This window comes from Steroidobacter flavus, assembly GCF_042651805.1.
In the GTDB taxonomy this organism is placed as follows: Bacteria; Pseudomonadota; Gammaproteobacteria; order Steroidobacterales; family Steroidobacteraceae; genus Steroidobacter; species Steroidobacter flavus.
This window is the reverse complement of the sequence record NZ_JBHSDU010000014.1, coordinates 617,948-637,166: the sequence shown is the minus strand read 5'-3', so window position 1 is coordinate 637,166 and position 19,219 is coordinate 617,948. Positions and strand designations below refer to the sequence as shown.

The window sequence follows — 19,219 nt, the reverse complement described above, 5'->3', positions numbered from 1 at the left end:
CTCATGCTGACGCGTCGTTCGATTCTGCTCGGTGTCGCGGGGGCTGCCATTGCGCAGCCCCTGTGGGCGGCCCAACCCATCCTGCCCGTTGTCGAAACTCGCTTCGGCAAAGTGATGGGGGTGATGGATGGGCCGATTGCGCAGTTCAGAGGCGTTCCCTACGGCGCGTCGACGGGCGGTGTCAATCGCTTCATGCCGCCGCGCAAGCCGCAACCCTGGTCGGGTGTGCGCGAGTGCCTGGGTTTCACGACGTTCTGTCCGCAAGCGGGACTGCGAGAAATGGATTTCCGCTCCGAGTATTTCCAGCTGATTGCGTGGGATCAATCGGCCGGCGTCATGAGCGAGGATTGTTTGAATCTGAACGTGTGGACGCCGGGCCTGCGTGACGGCGGGGCACGGCCGGTGATAGTTTCTTTTCACGGCGGCAACTTCGATCGCGGCACCGCCAACGCGCCAAGCTACGATGGCAAGAATCTCGCGTTGCTCGGCGATGTTGTGGTGGTCACCGTCAATCACCGGCTCGCTTCATTGGGATATCTGCACCTTGCGGATCTCGATGTGCCCGAGGAGTTCGCATCGGCTGGCGTGGTCGGTGCGATGGACATGGTGGCGGCGCTGACATGGGTTCGAGACAACATTCGAGAATTCGGCGGCGATCCAAATCGCGTGACTATCATTGGGCAGTCCGGCGGCGGAGCGAAGGTGGCGACGCTGCTTGCGATGCCGGCGGCGCGTGGACTGTTTCATCGCGCCATCATTCAAAGCGGTGGTCGGTTGCGGTTGGCATCGCGCGAAGCCGCGACCGCGAATACAGAGAAGCTGCTGTCGACGCTGGGCTTACGCTCCTCAAATATTCGAGCGTTGCAACGTTTGCCGTGGCAGCGACTCATCGAGGCGCAGTGGCAACTGGAGATGACCGATTTCGCGCCGGTCGTCGGGGTTGAGGCGCTGCCCCGGCACTACTTCGATTCGGAGCACCCGGCACCGAACGACGACGTGCCTCTAATAATGGCCTCGACGCTCGAGGATGCGGCGATGTTCAGCACCAACTTCGATCTGGACGAGGCCGGGTTGCTCAAGGTCATCGAGACGCGATATCCGGATGAGGCGCGTGAAATCCTGGCGCTCTATCGTGCGCATGATTCGCGGAAGACACCGTTTCTCATTCAGGCGCAGATGCTCTCGGATCTCAACTATCGCAAGCCCATGCTCACCCAAGCCGAGCTTCGAGTGCGGCGGGGCGGAGCGCCCGTGTATTCCTATCTGTGGCGATGGCCATCGCCGGCGTATGACGGGAAGTTCGGCGCGGTTCATTTCGTCGACGTGCCTGCGACTTTCAACAATGCTCGCGATGCCATTGTGGGCGGCGGCTCGAGCACTGGCGGTCGGTTGTGTCATCAGCTCGCGTCGGCGTGTGTCGAGTTCGCACGCATGGGTAGGCCGCAGTTGCCGAGCGGTCACGAGTGGCTGCCGTTCGAGGCGACCAAGCGCAAGGTCGCCGTGTTCGATGAGCAGCTGGCGGTGGAGGACGATCCTCGCGGAGAGATTCGACGGTTCTGGGAACGGCCGTCCCTGACAGGCCATTCTCGTCGCTGAGCTTGATCACTCGACGAAGTTGCCTTGAGCCGGGGCTAATTTCGATCACTCGACGAAGACTGCCTGAGCAGGCGCTGAGCTCGACTATTCGACGATGGCGGCCTTGAGCGGGCTCTGCGTCTTCACAGTGCGCATGGTGACCAGCGTCTTGAAGTTCTTGACGAAGTTATCCGCATACAGAACGTCGCGCGTCAGCGTCTCGAAACTCTCCATGCTCTGTGCGACGACGCGCAGTGCGAAGTCATAGTCACCGGTGACGTACCAGGCTTCGACAATCTCCGGCACTCCCTGCAGCTTTCGAATGAACTGATCGAGAATGGCGGTGCGCTCGCGCTCGAGCGTGACCAGCACGATCATCGTGAGCGGCCAACCCATGGTGCGGGGTGAAACGACGGCGACTTCCCGCTCGATGACTTTCTCGCGCTTCAAGCGTTGAATGCGCCGATAGCACGCGGGCTCGGACAGCCCGACGATCTCCGCCAGCGCCGCGATCGGCGTGCGGGCGTCCGCCTGTAGCAGCTCCAGCAGTCGGTAGTCGGCGGCGTCGAGTTCGGGGTTCATGCGATAACTTTTATCATTCCCGAGTCAATCTTGCGAACTTATCGCGTGGCCGTTCGGTAGCTTTTATCGCCTGATACGGAGAACGCGCTCATGACCTCGCTCGAACAGCTCAAATCCATGGACCGTGCGTCGGTCCTGCATCCTTTCACCCAGGCCAAGGACTACGCGTCCGGCGCGGCGGACTGCTTCGTCGTGGAGTCCGGCTCGGGCGTTCGTATCAAAGGAGCGGACGGCACCGAGCTCATCGACGCATTCGGCGGGCTGTACTGCGTGAACGTCGGCTACGGTCGCTTGGAGATTGCCGACGCCATCGCCGAGCAGGCCCGCAAGCTTGCCTATTACCACTCGTATGCCGGCCACACGACCGAAGCATTGGCACGGCTCTCGGCTCGCTTGATCGAGATGGCGCCGGCCGGCATGAGCAAGGTGTTCTATGGCTTGTCCGGCTCCGATGCGAACGAGACCAATGCCAAGCTGGTCTGGTACTACAACAACCTGCGCGGTCAGCCGCGTAAGAAAAAGATCATTTCGCGTGAGCGCGGTTATCACGGCTGCTCGGTGATTTCAGGGTCCATGACCGGTCTGTCGTTCTATCACCAGCATATGGATCTGCCGTTGCCCATCGTGCGGCATGCCGGCGTGCCTCATCACTATTGGGGCGCCCAGGCCGGCGAAACCGAACAGCAGTTTTCAAAACGTCGCGCCGACGAGCTGGAAGCATTGATCCTGCAAGAAGGGCCGGAGACCGTGGGCGCGTTCATTGCCGAGCCCGTCCTCGGCACCGGCGGTTTGATTCCACCGCCCGAAGGATATTGGAAGCAGATCCAGGCGGTGTTGAATCGCTACGATGTGCTGTTGATCGCAGACGAAGTGGTGTGCGGCTTCGGTCGGATCGGCACGCCGTTCGGCAGCGATCGCTACGGCATGCGGCCGGATCTGATTACGGCGGCCAAAGGCTTGACCAGTGCCTATGTGCCGATGTCCGCATCCATCATCGGCGAGCGCATTTGGAATGTGGTCCGCGATGGCGCCGAGCAGGTCGGCGCTTTCTCGCATGGCTACACCTACAGCGGTCATCCGTTGGGGGCGGCTGCCGCGAACGTATGTTTGGACATCCTGGAGCGCGAGAACCTGGCTGACAATGCCGAGCGCGTCGGCAGTCATTTGCGCGAACAGTTCGTTCGTGAACTGGCATCGAACGAGTTCGTCGGTGAGATCCGCGGTGTCGGCATGCTGGCGGCGATCGAGTTTGTTGCAGACCGTGCTACGAAGCGTCGCTTCGATCCGGCGTTAAAAGTCGGCGCACGCTTGTCGGCTGCGGCCCGCAAGCGAGGTTTGATTACGCGTGCCATGCCTCATGGCGACATTCTGGGGTTCGCTCCGCCGCTGGTGCTGACGCGAGCCGACGCTGACCAGATCGTCGCGATCACCTGCGAAGCGGTGAAGGAAGTCACGCAACAGCTGAAACGCGAAAAGGCGGCTTGATGTCCGACGTGGCGGCAGCAACCGAACGGGATGTCATCGTCGTGCGCGATCCCGACGACGACAGCATCGTCGGAGAAGTCAAAGTCACCAGCGGGGCCGAGCTCGAGCGCGTCCTCGCGAGGGCGGTCGATGCGTCGAAGGCGCCATCGTTGGCGGCGCACGAGCGTTCGAAGATTCTCGCAGCGGTGGCTGCGCGTGTCGAAGCACAGGCGGATGCGCATGCGCAGTTGATCGCAACCGAAGGCATCAAGACGATTCGGGAAGCTGGCCGCGAAGTCGCGCGTTGCGTGGAAACATTGCGACTGTCGGCGGAAGAGGCCAAACGAATCGGTGGCGCCGTGGTGCCCTTCGACCAAGCCAGTGGCGGTGTCGATCGCCTGGGTTGGTGGCAACTGCGACCCGCCGGCGTGGTGGCTGCGATCACACCGTACAACGATCCGTTGAACCTGGTGGCCCACAAGCTGGGGCCGGCGTTTGCCTTGGGGGCACCGATCGTTCTCAAGCCGCATCCGCAAACGCCGTTTTCGGCGCTCAAGCTGGCGGAGCATTTTCGCGAAGCCGGCGCTCCGGAGCATTCCATACAAATCGTCCTGGGCGGCGGCGAGCTGGGGGCGATGCTCGTGGCGGATCGCCGGCCGAGAGTGGTTTCTTTCACCGGCGGGCGAGCCGCCGGCGCGGCAATCGCGGCCCGCATCGGATTCAAACGGTTGCTGGCGGAATTGGGCGGGGTCGGTGTCGTGGCCGTGGCCGCCGATGCGGACCTCGACATCGCGGCGACGGCGATTCATTCCGGTGCATTCTGGGCGGCGGGCCAGAATTGCGTGCACTCACAACGTATCGTGGTCGATGCCGCGATTGCCGGAGAGCTTCGGGAGCGACTGAGCGCGCTCGCCGCGCAAATGCGCATGGGCCCGAAGCGAGATGCGACCACCGACCTTGGGCCGCTGGTTGATCGTGCCGCCGCTCGCAGGGTGATGCTCGAAATCCAGCAGGCTCGTGCCGACGGCGCGAGACTGGTGACCGGTGGCTGGAGCGAGGGCAACCGCGTCGCGCCGACGTGGCTCGAGGACGTTCCTGAAGATCACAGGCTGTTGCGCGAAGAGGTCTTCGGGCCGGTGGCGACGTTCGAGACCGTCACCGGAACGCCGCAGCTGTTGCGGCGTCTCGCCGAAGCGGGCGATGCCCTTCATGCAGCGATTTTCACGCGTTCGTTGGAAACATCGTTGTCCGCGTATGGCGCGGCGAATGCAGCGGCGGTCATCGTCAACGACAGCACCGATTTCAGGATCGATGCCATGCCGTTCGGCGGTGGCGGCGCGGCCGGCCTCGGCCGTGAAGGTGTCGCCGATGCCATCGAAGCCATGGCGGAAAAGAAGATGTATGTAGTTCGGCGCACCGCCTGATCCGGTGCGAGCCTACGGCTCCGCCCATAGCCTCCAGAGATTGGAGCAGGACTTTGCAAGCGAATCGAAGTGCGGCGTTTTGCCCTGTTGCTGAAACAGCTGACGGCGCAGCACTTCCAGATCGAACAGGATCTGCCGCTGGCGCGGATCGCGGATCAGGCATTGCACCCAGCCGACCGCGACCTGCCGGACGCCGGACTTGACCGTTGCCACTCGATGCAACGTATCCGAAGGGTAGAGCACCAACGCACCGGCCTCGAGTTTGTATTCGTGAGTGCCTTGCGTGCTCTCGATCACCAACTCGCCACCGTCATAGTCTCCAGGTGATGACAGGAACAGTGTGAAGGAGAGATCCGATCGCACGCGCGGCTCCTCACCCATGAGGGCGTTATCGACGTGGTCGCCGTAGCTCATGCCAGCGCTGTAGCGGCAGAAGAGTATGGGCCGTAGTGCCTTGGGCATGGCGGCGAGCGCGAATACTTCGTTTGCTGCCAGTGCTCCCACGATGAGTTGCTGCAATTTCTCGTAGTGCCTCGCTCCCGGATCGAGCTGTTCATTGTTCTTTACCAGCGCGGCGGCCCATCCGGCCGTCTTGCTCCCAGTGTGATACGGCTGTTCGGCGAGCAGCCGGTGGACTTCGTGAAGCTGCGTAGGCGTGAGGATATCGGCGATACAGAACATCGGGATCCGCCTGTCAGGTGGCGCTACTGAGAATAATTGTACCAATGTGTCTGGGGCGGATGGCGCTAGAGTGGCTTTTTATTCAAAAATAAATCCACTATACTCTGCCGAGGCCAAGTTGCAGCGGAGCCGGATTCCTCAGCCATGATCTCTACTCCTCAAGGACGCGCGCGTGCCCGTCACGACACGGGTTTCTGGTTTTCCACGCCGAATGGGGTGGCGGCCGAGTTGGCTGCGGCCCGCGGCTTCGGTTACGCCGTGCTCGATCTGGAACATGGCGCGTTCGATCAGAGCGCCCTCGATCTCTTCATTCCGTTGTGCCGGGCGCTTGGGCTGCGCGTGATGGCAAAGGTGCTCGGCCCGCAGGCCGAGGCGATCCAGCAGGCGCTGGATTTCGGCGCCGATGGCGTCATCGTGCCGCACGTGTTGGATATCGATCATGCCCGCGCCGTTTGCGCGCACGCGTCTTATCCGCCACGTGGCGATCGCAGCTATGCGGCAGGCCGCATCGTCGGCTACGGCAAACCACCGACTGGCTTTTTCGCGGCCGAGAACGAGCGAGTCATCTGTCTGCCCATGATCGAGTCGGCCCAGGCGCTTCGGGACGTCGAGCTCATCCTGGCTTTGGAGACTGTCGACGGAGTGTTCGTCGGACCGACTGACCTTGCTCTGTCGCGGGGACGAAGCGAATACGTTTTCAACGGCGAAGACCAACGAGATATCGAGCGAATTGCCGTGGCGGCGCGTGCTGCTGGCAAGCCTTGGGTGTTACCCGCGTGGTCTCCTGCCGAGCGCAGCTTCGCGGCCGCTCATGGCGCGAGCTGGACCGTAGTGGTGGACGAACGCGGCGCGCTCGTCGCCGGACTGGATGGCTTCTTGGATCGCCTGCAGCAGGAGCGCGCGGCATGACTGCTTTTCCGATGATTCGATTGGCGGGCGGTCCGCGGGAGCGCGGCGTAGAGCACGGTCGCCAGGCAGCCGATCGAATTGCGCTGGCGCTGGATTTGTATCGCGCGGAATTCGCGCGTAAGGGCGTGGCATGGGAGGAGGCGCTCGCGTTGGCCAGTGAGTTTCTGACTCACATGCGTGCTTATGATGCGGAGCTCGTTACCGAGCTCGAAGGAATTGCGCACGGCGCGCGGCAGCCACTGCCGGCGATTGTGATCATCAACGCGCGCACCGAGATCATGTATTGGAAAGCGGGCAAGCAGAAGACGCGAGAAGCGCTGGTCGGTGCCGACGAATGTACCAGTGCCGTTGCCATGCCGGAGGCCACGGCCGATCGACGCACGCTGCACGCCATGAATTGGGATTGGCAGGTCGACTGCGCGGAGCTGATCGTCGTGCTCAACATTGCCGCCACCGCCGATGCGCCCGCGATCCTGACGAGCGTGGAGGCCGGGCAGCTCGCACGTCACGGATTCAACGGTGCCGGTATCGCCATCACGATCAACGGGCTGCACAGTAGCCAGGACTACGGTCGCTTCGGCATTCCCAGCCCGATGATACGGCGACGTATGCTGATGAGTACGCGGTTGGCCACGGCGATGTACGCGCTCAACAATGCGCCGCGCGCATTCTCACATTACGTAGCGGTAAGTCACGCGGGCGGCGAAGCGTTCGGTATCGAAGCGACGCCGGATGATCTGTTCGTCCTGTCGCCGCAGAATGGTGTCCTGGTGCACGCGAATCACTTCCAGAGTCCGATCGCTCAAATCAAGCTCACCGATCTGAACATCGCGCGTTTACCGGAAACATTGTACCGCGAGCGCCGCGTGGCTCGGCACCTCGAGAAAGCCGCGGGATCGATCACTGTCGACACAATCAAGGCAGCGCTGGCGGATTCCTATGGCAGTCCCGACGCGGTGTGTCGCAGCCCATCACAGCGGCCCGGAGGCATGGTAACGGGGACTGTCTATACCCTTGTGATGGACGCCGGCGCAAAATCGATGTTGCTGGCGCCCAAGCCCTACCTGGGCGCGCACTACACCGAGTATCGTCTGGATGCTTAGAGCGGGCCGAGTTGGTTGGCCGCGGCACGCGCACCTCACAATATTCATGTGGGGTTGCGTGTGTTTCGCCTGGTTGCTACGTGCCGAGGCGCAGCCCGAGCCTATGCTGCGCGTCGCGCTCGCCAGCGACCTGCGCAGTACCAATCCGGGCATCAATCGCGACTCCGTCACGGATTGGGTAATGACCCATGTCGTCGAGGGGCTGGTCGCGGTGAACGCCGAACTCGCTCCAGCGCCCATGCTTGCGGAGTCGTGGCGCGTTTCTGACGACGGTCGCGAGTACACCTTCCGTCTGCGTTCCAACGTGAAGTTCCAGAATGGCGCGACCCTGCGGGCCGAGCAGGTCGTGTGGAGCTGGCGACGCATGCTCGATCCGCAGACGCGCTGGCCCTGCCTGTCGTGGTACGACGGCAAAGGAGATTCGCGCGTCCTCATCGAATCGGTGGATGAGCTCGACGATCTCACCGTGCGCTTCCGCCTGCGTGAGCCTGATCCGCTGTTTGTGTATCGGCTCGCGGACGTCCAATGCCATGTCGCCATCGTTCACCCGGATTCGCTCGATGCCGGCGGCAAATGGCGCTGGCCTATCGGCACCGGTCCCTATCGGCTCAAGGAATGGCGCCGCGGTCGTTACATCGAGCTGGAGCGCTTCGATGACTACTCGCTCGCGGCTGGGCCCGCGAGTGGCTTCACCGGTCGCAAGGAGGCGATCGTTCGCACGGTCCGACTGGTCGTGATTCCAGACGCGAGCTCCGCGAAGCTGGCTGTGCTCTCCGGCGAAATCGACCTTTGGCCACTGACCGCTGCCGAGGCGTTGCCTGAGCTGCGTCGTGATCCAGGTGTCGAGCTGTTGCACGAAGCATCCCGCGACTGGAGCGTGCTGCTGATGCAGAACCGCGAGGGTGTGATGAGCAATGCCACGCTACGCGCCGCCATTGCGAGCGCTCTCGATCCAGCATTGATCGCGCAGTCGACCATGTACGCCGAGCGGCCGCTGCGACCCTATGGCGTTCCCGCGGAAGACATCGCTCCCGAGATGCTGGCGCGAATCCCGCGCGCCTATCAGCCACAGAGCACACAAGATCTGTTACGACAAGCAGGCTATCGAGGAGAACCCATCGAGATCGATGTGAGTCGTGAGACCGGCAACTACTTCAATGACGCCATTGTCGTGCATGCGTTGCTGGTGCGTGCTGGTATCAATGCACGGATACGCAGCATGGACTGGGCTACGCAATTCAAACGTTATCTCGGACACGAATATCAGCTGAGCCTGTTCGGCTATACGGGCCGCGCCACGGGCCCGATGATGTATTCGGTGTTCGTTTGCGATCCTGCGAAGCGCGCCAACTGTGTCGTAAATACGCCGCGTGCGCTGGACATCGTCCGTGAAATCAACAAGGCAGCTTTGCCCGAGCAGAGATCCGCGTTGATGGGCGAGCTTGAAATCGAAATCGCGCGTGATCGTTCCATCATCGGTTTGTATGCGCCGCTGCGTATCACGACGGTCCGTCGCTCGGTCGTGGGATACGAGACCTGGGCACTCGGCATGCCGCGGTTCTGGGGCGTGAGCGTGACCGCATGGTGAGCTTCATCCTGAGGCGCATCGCGCAGGGGCTGCTTACGTTGGCAATCGCGGGCACGGCGGTGTTCCTGCTGATTCGCGTGATTCCAGGCGATCCGGCGCAGATGCTGGTGGGCGATGTCGGCGATCCCGCCATGGTCGCGTCGATGCGCGCGAGTCTTGGGCTCGACCGGCCATTGCCGCAGCAATGGTTGCTGTTTGTCACCGACCTTGCGCGCGGCGATCTGGGTGCGTCCATCATGACCGGCGAGCAAGTGCGCGACGTGATCATGCAGGCGTTTCCCGTCACGGCCTCGGTGGTGTTGTTGGCAACGACGATTGCGGCGTTGATCGGCATCCCCGCGGGCATGTGGGCCGCATGGCGACAGGGGCGGGCAGCCGACTATCTGTTGATCGGTATCACATCGCTGTTGTTGTCGGTGCCCACGTTCTGGTCTGGCTTGATCGTGCTCGTGATCTTCTCGGTCGAGCTCGGCTGGTTGCCCGCGCTGGGATATGTGCCGCTGACCGAGGATCTGCGCGCGGGCTTGATCGCGTTGATCATGCCGGTCGGCGTGCTGACGCTCGCGGAGCTCGCGACGCTAGCGAGAATGATGCGTTCCTCGACGCTCGAAGTCCTGCGGCTCGACTACATCACCAGCGCGCATGCCCGCGGCATCGCGCCCTGGTCGGTACTGCTACGTCACGTGTTTCGTAATGCATTCGCGCCGACCCTGACGACGCTGGGCTTGATGCTCGGCCACTTGCTGGGCGGCGTGGTGGTCATCGAGAAGATCTTCGGCCTGCCCGGGATCGGCCGCCTGTTGGTGGACTCCATCGTGCAGCGTGACTATCCCATCGTGCAGGGCTGCCTGTTGTTTGTCGCATTCGTCTTCGTGATCGTGAACTTGATCGTGGATCTGCTGTACGCCGCGCTCGATCCGCGGGTCAGGGTTTGAGCATGCGTGGCTTCAAACTTGGCATGGGTGGAATGAGTGGCGCCGTGTTGCTCGGGGTCATGGTGTTCGTGACGCTCGTCGGGTTGGTGGTGTTGCCGCACGATCCGATCGCATTGGACTTCACGCGACGGCTGGTGGCGCCGTCCGCTACGAACTGGTTGGGAACGGATCAGTTCGGGCGCGACGTGCTCAGTCGCGTCATGCTCGGCGGGCGCGGCAGTCTGTCGGTCGCCTCGCTCACGGTGCTGATTACGGTCGCGATTGGCCTGCCTTTTGGCGCGCTCGTGGCATACATCGGCGGCTGGTTCGAGCGCGTGAGCATGACGATACTCGACGCATTGCTCGCATTCCCCAGCTTGCTGATCGCACTCGGCATCATGGCCGTGATCGGTCCGTCCACTTCGGGTGTCGTCGTCGCACTCACGATTGCATATACGCCAGGTGTGGTGCGCGTGACTCGATCGGTCGCGCTGAGCGTGCGCGAAACGGGATTCGTGCAGGCGAGCGAAGTGTTGGGTCACAGTTCGGCACACGTAGTTTGGCGGCATGTCATTCCCAACTGCATCGCACCGATCGCGGTCATGGCCACGTCTTTGTTTGCAGCGGCGTTGCTTGCGGAGAGCGCGCTCAGCTTCCTGGGCGTTGGTTTGCCGCCGCCGACGCCCACGTGGGGCGGGATGCTCGCGGACGGTCGGCCGTTTCTTTCCGAGGCGTCCTGGCTATCACTGTTCCCGGGGCTTGCCATTGCCCTCTCATTGCTCGGTTGCAATTTGCTCGGCGATGCGTTGCGTGATCGGCTGGATCCGCGCATGCGTTCCGCGGGAGGCGCCACATGAGCGCAGCGCCAACAAAACTCGTGGACATCCGAAACCTGTCGGTCGCCGCGGCCGGCCAGCACCGTCCCATTCTCGACAATATTTCCATCGACATCGAAGCCGCCGAGGTCGTCGCCATCGTGGGCGAGTCGGGCTCCGGCAAGAGCACGCTGGCACGCGCCACCATCGGTCTGCTACCGCGAGGAGTGCAGGTGAGTGGCGGCAGAATCGAAGTCGCCGGTGTTGAGCCGTCGCGGCTGGGCGAGAGCGAGTTGCGAAGCATGCGCGGACGGATGACGGGCATGGTGTTTCAGGAGCCGATGAGCTCGCTCAATCCCACCATGCCGGTCGGCATGCAGCTGACCGAGGTTTGTCGTACGCACTTGGGAATGAATCGCGGCGAGGCGGACGATAGGGCGGCGGCCATGCTCGAGCGCGTGCGTATTCGCGATCCGCGGGCGGCGCTGCGACGCTACCCGCACGAGTTCTCGGGCGGCATGCGTCAGCGGCTCATGCTGGCGGCGGCGTTGCTTCACCAGCCAAAGCTGCTGATCGCCGATGAGCCGACCACTGCGCTGGACGTCATCGTTCAACGTGAAGTGCTGGAGCTGATGACGGAGCTGGTACGTGAGATTGGTGCCGCGTTGTTGCTGGTCACGCACGACCTGGCTGTAGTTGCGGCGTACGCGCAGCGAGTTGCGGTGCTCGATTCGGGGCGCCGTGTCGATTGGGGGCCGGTCGCGGATGTGATTCTGAGTCCGCGTGAGCCTCACGTGGAGCGGTTACTCGCGGCATTACCGACGGGCCGTCGTACCGATGCGGCGACGCCTGCCGACGCGGCGGCGCCCGTGCTCGAGATCGAGCAGTTGTGTGTGACCTATCCAGGTCAGCGCAGGCTGCCGTGGTTGCCTCGCGTGGACCGCGTAGCGCTGCAGTCGGTCACGCTGAACGTCGGCGCGGGCGAAACACTGGCCGTGGTTGGCGAATCGGGCTCGGGCAAAAGCTCGCTGGCTCGGGTGCTGGTGAGACTGCTGCGTCCCGCGTCTGGCTGCGTGAAGTTCACGGGCCGGGACATTGCGCAGCTCACCGGAGCGGCATTGCGTGAAGCGCGGCGTGAGCTGCAAATCGTCTTTCAGGATCCAGCGTCGGCGCTCGATCCGCGTATGACACTGTTCGAGATCGTTGCAGAGGGATTCCCGCCGAGCGTGTCACGCGAGCGCGGCGAAGCGCGACGTCGTGTCGCGGATCTGCTTCTGGAAGTGGGTCTGGAGGAACGTTTCCTCGATGTGTTTCCTCATCAACTGTCCGGCGGTCAGCGCCAACGCGTTTGTATAGCTCGCGCATTGGCACCGCAGCCGCGAGTGCTCGTGGCCGACGAAGCGGTATCAGCGCTGGATCTATCGGTGCAGTCGCGCATCCTTGCTCTGATCGAGAGTCTGCAGCGCAAGCACGGCTTCGCGTGCATCTTCGTAACTCACAATCTGGCCGTCGCCGAGCGCATCGCGGATCGCGTCGCTGTGTTGTATCGAGGCGAGCTGGTCGAGTGCGGAACCACGGCGGAAGTGCTCGACCAGCCAGCGCATCCCTATACACGCGCGTTGCTTGCCGCTTCACTGGAGCTCGGGCCGGTTGCTCCTGGCAAGTACGGCCTGCGTGCGCGTTCGTAACTACTTCTCGAGAGCATTGGCATGAAGGCTGTACTACTGCAATTCAATTCCAGCGACGACAAGCAGGCCAACCTGGCCATGGCGGAGCGTCTGATTCGTGACTCCGCCGCGGCCGAGCGCCCCGACCTGATCGTGCTGCCGGAGATCTGGACCTATCAAGGTGGCAACCCGGAAGGCGCACGCGCGGCGGCCGAAGTGGCGGGAGAGGGGCCAGCGTTTCGATTGCTCGCTTCTTTGGCCCGCGAGCTGGGCTGCGTCATTCACGGCGGCAGCATCAACGAAAGCGCCGACGGTCGCATGTACAACGCCTCGTTCGTGTTCGATGCCGGCGGGCGGCAAGTGGCGCGTTATCGGAAAATCCATCTGTTCGACATGATCGGCCCCGACGCCTCCGTGCATAAGGAGTCGGCGCTGTATTCGCGCGGCAGCGAGCTGGCGACGTTCAACGTCGGTGAGTTCTCGCTTGGCTGCGCCATTTGCTACGACTTGCGCTTTCCCGAGCTGTTCGCGGCGCTGGCGAAACGCGGTGTCGACGCGATTGTGGTGCCCGCCGCTTTCACGCTGGTCACTGGCCTGGCGCATTGGGAAGTGCTCTGTCGGGCCCGCGCCATCGAAACACAAACTTATTTCCTGGCGGCGAATCAGAGCGGGCCGTACCGGGTGGGCAACGAAGTGCGTGCCAATTTCGGCAACACCATGGCGATCAGCCCGTGGGGACAGGTAATCGCGCGAGCCGAGGATGGCATCGGTTACGTCGCCGCCACCTTGCAACGTTCCTCTGTCGTGGACGTGCGCAACCGGATGCCCGTGGCACACCACCGTGTGCCGTTCCAATGACAGATGCAGTGGTCGGATCGAGTGTTTATTTACGAGGCAATGTCATGAATCGAAGCAGTTTGAAGATGTGGAGCGCGCTCGGTGTGTTTTCGATGGTGGGTGCCGCGGCGCCGGCCGTTGTCGCCGAGACCGCGAGCGCGCCGTCGGCGGCGGGCCAGGACGAATTTGCCGGCGGCTCGCTGTCGCATGCGCTGGACAAGGTGTTCGCTGGCGAGGGCGGCGAGGGCGGACTGGGCTTCACCAAGATGACTCGTGCTTTCAGCGTGCCGGCGCTCACGACGAATCAGCTGCGACAGGTATTTACCGGCAACACGCTGGGGCAGAGTGGCAAGATCGCCGCGCATCTGCGCCCTGATGGCAAGGTCGAAGGCTGGCACAACGTCGATACCGAAGTGAAGTTCGAGCGGTGCCCGAAGGTGAATGCGGAGGGTGACGGTCTGTTCATCCACGACGAGACTCAGTGCATGCAACGCACGTTCACCGAATTCAAGAACGCCACCTGGTCGATCAAGGGCGATCAGCTCTGCCTGCCCAAGGCGGCGGTCGCTGCTGGCGAAGGTACCGCCTGCTACTACGCGGCGCTGGTCCTCAATAGCGTCGTTGTGTTCGGCGAGGACGGCAAGATGGAGGGCAAGGGCAACAGTCTCTGGCGCGGCTCGGTCGTGCCGAAAATGCCGGCGGCGAACAAGTAGGCGGGGCTATCCTGGGGAGTGTCACGGATGACTCTCCTTGACTCGCCGGTCGCCGGGGTACCATAGCAACGGTTCCTCCAACGTCAAACAGTCTGCATGTCCTCAGCCAAATCAGCTGCCGCGCCTAAACCGGCCTCGAAGGCCGCGCCGCGCGCCGGCAAGAAAAAGCTTCCCGTCAAGAAGAGCCGGGATGTTCTGCAGGGGCGCCTGGCCCGGCAGATCCTGCAGCACATGCGCGATGCCGGTTTGAGCATCGGCGACCCGCTGACCGAGCGCACCCTGGCAAAGCAGTTCGGGGTGTCGCGCTCGCCGGTTCGTAATGCTCTGAAACTGCTGACCGAGCAGCAGCTGATCAAGTTCGAGCCGGCCACCGGCTACCAGGTCGCGCTCGCCAATTCGGAGCTCGAGGCGAGGCTGGCGGATGTCCCGGACACCGCCGCTGACACACTTTACATGACCATCCTCCGGGATCGTTTTGCCGACCGTATCGATCGCCAGATCGGCGAATCCGAAATCAAGCGCCGCTACAACGTGTCGAGCGGCCTGCTGATGGACGTGTTGTTGCGCATGTTCGATGAAGGACTGATCCGCCGCAGCCAGGGACATGGCTGGCTGTTCACTCCCATGGTCAACACCGTGGAAGGTTACCGCGCCAGCTACGAATTCCGTCTGGCCCTGGAGCCCTCGGCGATGCAGTCGTCGCGTTACAAAGTGGATCCGGTGCAGTTCGAGCGGCTATACGCCGAACAGATGAAGCTGCTCAAGGGCGACATGGGCGACCTCACCGGCCGCGAGTTCTTCGAATACAACACCCGCTTCCACGAAACGCTGGTGGAGTTCTCGCAGAACGAGTTCCTGTTGCAGGCGATCCGTCAGCACAACCAGCTGCGCCGAGTGGTCGAGTACGAATCTTTCTATCAGCGTGCACGCGTCGCCGATTCGGCGCGTGAACACCTCGCGGTTCTGGATGCCCTGAAGAAGGGTGATCTCGAATGGGCCGCCACGTTGATGCGTCGACACCTGCAGGTGGCCGGCGAAACACTTTCCGCCTTCCGCGGCGGCGAAGCCGGGCCCACGGCCAAGGCTTGATCCCTGGCGCGGGCAGGCACGCCCGCGCCGTTCCCAGATCTGTTCAAAGGAAGACGCGTCAGCCATGGCTTACGCGGCATTATTTATTGCTATTGGTCCTATCTTTGGCGTTCTGTTTTGTGAAAGTCTATTGCATGTGGTTTTCTTTTTAATCATTATACCAGTCAAGCGCTACGCGCTTGGGGATGTGGGTAATGACAAAAGATAGGAGGGGAGACATGCATAAGTTCAGGCTCGATCTGTCCCTGGCGTCGGCGCTCGCTCTGGTCAGCGTGCCGGCGTTCGCGGTCGCCGGCGAGGACGCGGCGGTCGAGGAAATCGTCGTCCAGGCCTCGCGCGTGGGCATGAGCGCGAAGTCGCTGCCCAACAAGATTGAAGTGTTCCAGGAAGACGAAGTCCGGTTGCAGCAGACGCTGGCCGTGACACCGACGGAACTGCTGTCGAACCTGGTGCCGAGTTTCGCGCCCAGCCGTCAGAAGCTGAGCGGCGGCGGTGAAACATTCCGAGGCCGCACGCCGCTCTATCTCGTCGACGGTGTGCCGCAGTCCACGCCGCTGCGTCCGGGTGGCCGCGAAGGTGTCACGATCGATATGGAGGTGATCGAGCGTGTCGAAGTCATCTTCGGCGCCAATGCCATTCAGGGCTTGGGCGGTACCGGAGGCATGATCAACTTCATCACGGTCAGCCCGCCGCGCAGCGGTGAGTTGCATCAACGCGCTTCGGTGAGCGTCTCCAACAACGACGATTTCGACAGCGACGGCTTCGGCTGGCGCGCCCACTACCTGGCGGCACAGAAGCTCGGCGATTTCGACGTGACCGGAGCGGTCTCGTATGAAGAGCGCGGCGTGATGTTCGACGCCAACGACCAGACCATCGGTATCGAGAACATGGACGGCGACATCGCCGATTCCTACAGCCGTAATTTCTTCCTGAAGTCAGGCTGGGAGCCGGATGAGAACCAGCGCCTGCAATTGATGGTCAGCGACTTCTATCTCGAGCAGAACGGCAACTATGTGCGCATCGACGGCAACCGCGCCCTCAAGCGTCCAGCCATCTCGGTCAAAGGCGATCCGCTCGGCGAGCTGCCGTTCAACGACGTGTTGACGATGTCGCTCGACTACACGCATAAAGCGTTGTTCGGCGGAACGTTTGCCGCGCAGGCGTATTACCAGAACTTCGAGTCGCTGTTCGGCGGCGACATCGTTGCGTCGTTCCAGGATCCGGCGATCGCCCCGGTGGGCACGCTGTTCGATCAATCGCAGAACAACTCGGAGAAGTACGGCTCGCGCCTCACGTACGGCAAGCAGCACATTGCCGGCACGCCCGTCGATCTGATCGTGGGCTATGACTTCTTGCGTGATCTCACGTCACAGCCGCTGGTTGCGACCAATCGCGTGTCGGTGCCGCCGACCACGTTCTACAACCACGCTGCTTTCCTGCAGCTCAACTACAAGGCTCTGAGCTGGTTGTCGCTCAGCGGCGGTGCGCGTTATGAGTACGCCGAGCTCGAAGTGCCGACCTATGTCACTCGCGCCGGCAATCGTGCGGACTTCCAGCGCGTCACCGTCGAGGGCGGCAAGCGCGACTTCGACGAAGTGCTCTACAACTATGGCGCGGTCGTCGATGCGACCGATGAGCTGAGTTTCTATGCCTCGTACGCCCAGGCGTACTCGATGCCCGATGTGGGCCGGGTGCTGCGCTCGGTGTCGACCTTCGGCACCTCGGTCGACACGCTGCTGGATATCGGTCCGCTGGTGACGATCAATCGTGAGATCGGCGGCTCGTACAAGATCGAGCTCGGCGAGGTGCGAGTGGCGCGCTTCGAATCCAAGTCGGACTATGGTCAGCGGCTGCTGCCTCGCCTCGATGGCACATTCGATCTGGCGCGACAGGCCACCGAGACCAGCGGTTGGGAATTCTCGGTCAAGGTGGAGCCGGCTCAGTGGCTGGCATTCTCGGTCGACTATTCGATGCTGGATGGCGAGTACGACAGTAACTCCGATGGTCGGTTGGACTCGGACCTGGGCGCCAGCGAAGTCGGTGCGAACCGTTGGCTCGTCGGCGTCGATTTCACGCCCCAGGGAATTTTCAGCGCCCGCTTGCAGGCCTCCAAGTACGAGGACCGCGATTTCCACAACGCCGCCGGTGCTTTGACGGCCCACTTCGATGGTTACACAAACGTCGATGCGACCGTGGCAGCGGCGTTCAAGTGGGCGACGGTGAGCCTCTCGGTGAGCAACCTGCTCGACGAGCAGTACATCACTTACTACGGTCAAGCGGCGACCACGGCGCCGTCGCTCTACTACGCAGGCCGCGGACGGACCATCACGCTGCGCACCGCCACCTCGTTCTGAGTAGAGCGCATGACGAAACAGCAGGTTCGCCACCTCCGCCTCGCACTCGCGCTGATGGCCGCCGGGCCATCAGCGTCCTCTCAGGGTAGCACCGTCGACGCGTTCACGCCGGTGCAGCCGGAGACCTTCGCGACACCAGGCGCGTTCTCCAACGCCTGGGCGGATTTCGATGCTGACGGGGATGCGGATCTTGCCGTGAGTTTCCGCAGCGGCGCGGTGCGCCTGTATCGCAACGATCACGGATCGTTCAAAGAGGTGGGCGCACAACTCGGCTTGCCGACCGAGGGGCCAGAGGCGCGGGCGCTGGCTTGGGGCGATTTCGACGGCGACGGGGATCCGGATCTGTACGTGGGAGCGAAAGATCGCGGCTATCTGTTCAGGAACGATCGCGCCAAAGGCTTCAATGACGTCGCCGCGGAGCTGGGCATAGCGCCTGGCGCGATCACCAGCCGCCATGCGAGCTGGATCGACTACGACAACGATGGCGATCTCGATCTTCACATTGCCAATCGCTCCGGAGCCAACCTGCTGTTCCGGAACGACGGTAGTCGATTCGTCGAGACGGCCGCCGCGCTCGGGCTCGCCGATCAGCGACGCACCGTGGGAGCGTGCTGGTTCGACATGGATCAGGACGGCGACCTGGATTTGTTTCTGGCCAATCAGGGCGGCGACACCGATGCGCTCTATCGCAACGACGCCGGCAAATTCTCAGATATCGCGGGCTCGCTGGGCGTGGCGAGCAGCGGGCGCGACTCATCCGAAGGCGGCGTGGGCTGCACCGTCGGCGACTATGACAATGATGGCGATCTCGATTTCTTCGTTGCCATGTACGGCGTGAGCCGGCTGTACCGCAACGACGGCGGCGCTTTCAAAGACGTGGGCGGGGAGGCGGGCGTTGCCGTCGAGGGACACGCGGTGTCCGCGAGCTGGGGTGACTACGACAACGACGGCGATCTCGATCTGTACGTCACCGATTATCACAAGGAGGGTGAAGTCTCTCGACCGGCATCGCATCTGTTCCGCAACGACGGCGGCAGGTTTTCGAACGTGCTCGGCCAAGATAGTCCGCTCAATGCGGCGGATCACGGCGTGCAATGGGCAGACTTCGATAGTGACGGCGACCTCGATGTGGCGCTGACGCAAGGCTACTCGACCGATGCGGGCGAGCCGGTGTTTCGTAACGAGATGAGCCCGCAGGCGCGTGGACGTTCCATGCAAGTCGCAGTCGTCGACTGGCGCGGCCGCGCGACCCGAGTCGGTAGCGAAGTGAGGGTGTTCGACCCAGCCGGTCGCCTGCTCGGTACTCAGATTGTTTCCAGCGGTGACGGCTACAACGCGCAGAGTGCGATGCCCGTGCGCTTCGGGTTCATCGATGCGAAGCGGGTGACCGTCGAAGTCACCTATCTGACGCCGCGTGGACGCAGGCAGCAGCGTCTCGAGAACGTGAAGCCGGCGCAATGGGTCAGCCGCCCGCTGCGGGTTCGAGAGCGATAACAGACATTCA

At 62.7% G+C, this 19,219-nt stretch carries 16 protein-coding genes; 14 read left to right on the top strand and 2 right to left on the bottom strand.

Going from position 1 to position 19,219, the window contains the following annotated elements:
• Positions 1–3: 3 nt before the first annotated feature.
• Complete coding sequence (locus tag ACFPN2_RS25465; RefSeq protein WP_380601861.1) at positions 4–1,596, top strand: carboxylesterase/lipase family protein; 1,593 nt, start codon at positions 4–6, stop codon at positions 1,594–1,596.
• An 84-nt stretch (positions 1,597–1,680) separates the two neighbouring features.
• On the opposite strand, the gene ACFPN2_RS25460 is transcribed toward ACFPN2_RS25465, so the two are convergent.
• Positions 1,681–2,157 (bottom strand): Lrp/AsnC family transcriptional regulator, encoded by a 477-nt coding sequence (locus tag ACFPN2_RS25460; RefSeq protein ID WP_380601859.1) that lies wholly within the window; start codon positions 2,155–2,157, stop codon positions 1,681–1,683.
• A 90-nt stretch (positions 2,158–2,247) separates the two neighbouring features.
• Here ACFPN2_RS25460 and ACFPN2_RS25455 point away from each other — a divergent pair, with 90 nt between their 5' ends.
• Positions 2,248–3,642 carry an aminotransferase gene (locus ACFPN2_RS25455; protein WP_380601857.1) on the top strand — a complete coding sequence of 465 codons (1,395 nt, stop codon included), beginning with the start codon at positions 2,248–2,250 and terminating at the stop codon, positions 3,640–3,642.
• A complete protein-coding gene (locus ACFPN2_RS25450) occupies positions 3,642–5,045 on the top strand; it encodes an aldehyde dehydrogenase family protein (RefSeq protein ID WP_380601855.1) in 1,404 nt (467 codons plus the stop codon). The genes ACFPN2_RS25455 and ACFPN2_RS25450 overlap by 1 nt, the downstream gene beginning before the upstream one ends.
• Before the next feature lie 12 nt (positions 5,046–5,057).
• Here ACFPN2_RS25450 and ACFPN2_RS25445 read toward each other — a convergent pair whose 3' ends face one another.
• Positions 5,058–5,726 (bottom strand): Fe2+-dependent dioxygenase, encoded by a 669-nt coding sequence (locus tag ACFPN2_RS25445; protein WP_380601853.1) that lies wholly within the window; start codon positions 5,724–5,726, stop codon positions 5,058–5,060.
• A 144-nt stretch (positions 5,727–5,870) separates the two neighbouring features.
• Between ACFPN2_RS25445 and ACFPN2_RS25440 the strand changes: the two genes are divergently transcribed.
• From ACFPN2_RS25440 to ACFPN2_RS25390, 11 genes are all read left to right on the top strand, one after another.
• On the top strand, positions 5,871–6,635 hold the full coding sequence (locus ACFPN2_RS25440; RefSeq protein ID WP_380601851.1) for an HpcH/HpaI aldolase family protein: 765 nt from the start codon (positions 5,871–5,873) through the stop codon (positions 6,633–6,635).
• Entirely contained in the window at positions 6,632–7,738 is a 1,107-nt protein-coding gene (locus ACFPN2_RS25435) for a C45 family autoproteolytic acyltransferase/hydolase (RefSeq protein WP_380601849.1), read from the top strand. Before ACFPN2_RS25440 ends, ACFPN2_RS25435 begins: the two co-directional genes overlap by 4 nt.
• A 58-nt stretch (positions 7,739–7,796) precedes the next feature.
• Positions 7,797–9,326: an ABC transporter substrate-binding protein gene (locus ACFPN2_RS25430; RefSeq protein ID WP_380601847.1), complete on the top strand. Its 1,530-nt coding sequence runs from the start codon at positions 7,797–7,799 to the stop codon at positions 9,324–9,326.
• A complete protein-coding gene (locus ACFPN2_RS25425) occupies positions 9,320–10,261 on the top strand; it encodes an ABC transporter permease (protein ID WP_380601845.1) in 942 nt (313 codons plus the stop codon). Before ACFPN2_RS25430 ends, ACFPN2_RS25425 begins: the two co-directional genes overlap by 7 nt.
• Before the next feature lie 2 nt (positions 10,262–10,263).
• Positions 10,264–11,097: an ABC transporter permease gene (locus tag ACFPN2_RS25420; protein WP_380601843.1), complete on the top strand. Its 834-nt coding sequence runs from the start codon at positions 10,264–10,266 to the stop codon at positions 11,095–11,097.
• The gene (locus ACFPN2_RS25415) at positions 11,094–12,743 is read left to right on the top strand and encodes a dipeptide ABC transporter ATP-binding protein (RefSeq protein WP_380601841.1); all 1,650 of its coding nucleotides are present in this window, start codon (positions 11,094–11,096) and stop codon (positions 12,741–12,743) included. The genes ACFPN2_RS25420 and ACFPN2_RS25415 overlap by 4 nt, the downstream gene beginning before the upstream one ends.
• A 21-nt stretch (positions 12,744–12,764) precedes the next feature.
• Positions 12,765–13,580: a carbon-nitrogen hydrolase family protein gene (locus ACFPN2_RS25410; protein ID WP_380601839.1), complete on the top strand. Its 816-nt coding sequence runs from the start codon at positions 12,765–12,767 to the stop codon at positions 13,578–13,580.
• Between the two features lie 44 nt (positions 13,581–13,624).
• Positions 13,625–14,272 (top strand): hypothetical protein, encoded by a 648-nt coding sequence (locus ACFPN2_RS25405; protein ID WP_380601837.1) that lies wholly within the window; start codon positions 13,625–13,627, stop codon positions 14,270–14,272.
• 96 nt (positions 14,273–14,368) lie between these two features.
• Positions 14,369–15,361 (top strand): GntR family transcriptional regulator, encoded by a 993-nt coding sequence (locus ACFPN2_RS25400; protein WP_380601835.1) that lies wholly within the window; start codon positions 14,369–14,371, stop codon positions 15,359–15,361.
• Positions 15,362–15,579: 218 nt separating this feature from the next.
• Positions 15,580–17,715 carry a TonB-dependent receptor gene (locus ACFPN2_RS25395; RefSeq protein WP_380601833.1) on the top strand — a complete coding sequence of 712 codons (2,136 nt, stop codon included), beginning with the start codon at positions 15,580–15,582 and terminating at the stop codon, positions 17,713–17,715.
• A 9-nt stretch (positions 17,716–17,724) separates the two neighbouring features.
• The gene (locus ACFPN2_RS25390) at positions 17,725–19,209 is read left to right on the top strand and encodes a CRTAC1 family protein (RefSeq protein ID WP_380601831.1); all 1,485 of its coding nucleotides are present in this window, start codon (positions 17,725–17,727) and stop codon (positions 19,207–19,209) included.
• Positions 19,210–19,219: the final 10 nt, after the last annotated feature.

Excerpts from the sequence above, each read along its gene's own strand:
- ACFPN2_RS25465 (WP_380601861.1), top strand. The coding sequence starts at position 4 with ATGCTGACGCGTCGTTCGATTCTGCTCGGTGTCGCGGGGGCTGCCATT.
- ACFPN2_RS25460 (WP_380601859.1), bottom strand. The coding sequence starts at position 2,157 with ATGAACCCCGAACTCGACGCCGCCGACTACCGACTGCTGGAGCTGCTA.
- ACFPN2_RS25455 (WP_380601857.1), top strand. The coding sequence starts at position 2,248 with ATGACCTCGCTCGAACAGCTCAAATCCATGGACCGTGCGTCGGTCCTG.
- ACFPN2_RS25450 (WP_380601855.1), top strand. The coding sequence starts at position 3,642 with ATGTCCGACGTGGCGGCAGCAACCGAACGGGATGTCATCGTCGTGCGC.
- ACFPN2_RS25445 (WP_380601853.1), bottom strand. The coding sequence starts at position 5,726 with ATGTTCTGTATCGCCGATATCCTCACGCCTACGCAGCTTCACGAAGTC.
- ACFPN2_RS25440 (WP_380601851.1), top strand. The coding sequence starts at position 5,871 with ATGATCTCTACTCCTCAAGGACGCGCGCGTGCCCGTCACGACACGGGT.
- ACFPN2_RS25435 (WP_380601849.1), top strand. The coding sequence starts at position 6,632 with ATGACTGCTTTTCCGATGATTCGATTGGCGGGCGGTCCGCGGGAGCGC.
- ACFPN2_RS25425 (WP_380601845.1), top strand. The coding sequence starts at position 9,320 with ATGGTGAGCTTCATCCTGAGGCGCATCGCGCAGGGGCTGCTTACGTTG.
- ACFPN2_RS25420 (WP_380601843.1), top strand. The coding sequence starts at position 10,264 with ATGCGTGGCTTCAAACTTGGCATGGGTGGAATGAGTGGCGCCGTGTTG.
- ACFPN2_RS25415 (WP_380601841.1), top strand. The coding sequence starts at position 11,094 with ATGAGCGCAGCGCCAACAAAACTCGTGGACATCCGAAACCTGTCGGTC.
- ACFPN2_RS25410 (WP_380601839.1), top strand. The coding sequence starts at position 12,765 with ATGAAGGCTGTACTACTGCAATTCAATTCCAGCGACGACAAGCAGGCC.
- ACFPN2_RS25405 (WP_380601837.1), top strand. The coding sequence starts at position 13,625 with ATGAATCGAAGCAGTTTGAAGATGTGGAGCGCGCTCGGTGTGTTTTCG.
- ACFPN2_RS25400 (WP_380601835.1), top strand. The coding sequence starts at position 14,369 with ATGTCCTCAGCCAAATCAGCTGCCGCGCCTAAACCGGCCTCGAAGGCC.
- ACFPN2_RS25395 (WP_380601833.1), top strand. The coding sequence starts at position 15,580 with ATGCATAAGTTCAGGCTCGATCTGTCCCTGGCGTCGGCGCTCGCTCTG.
- ACFPN2_RS25390 (WP_380601831.1), top strand. The coding sequence starts at position 17,725 with ATGACGAAACAGCAGGTTCGCCACCTCCGCCTCGCACTCGCGCTGATG.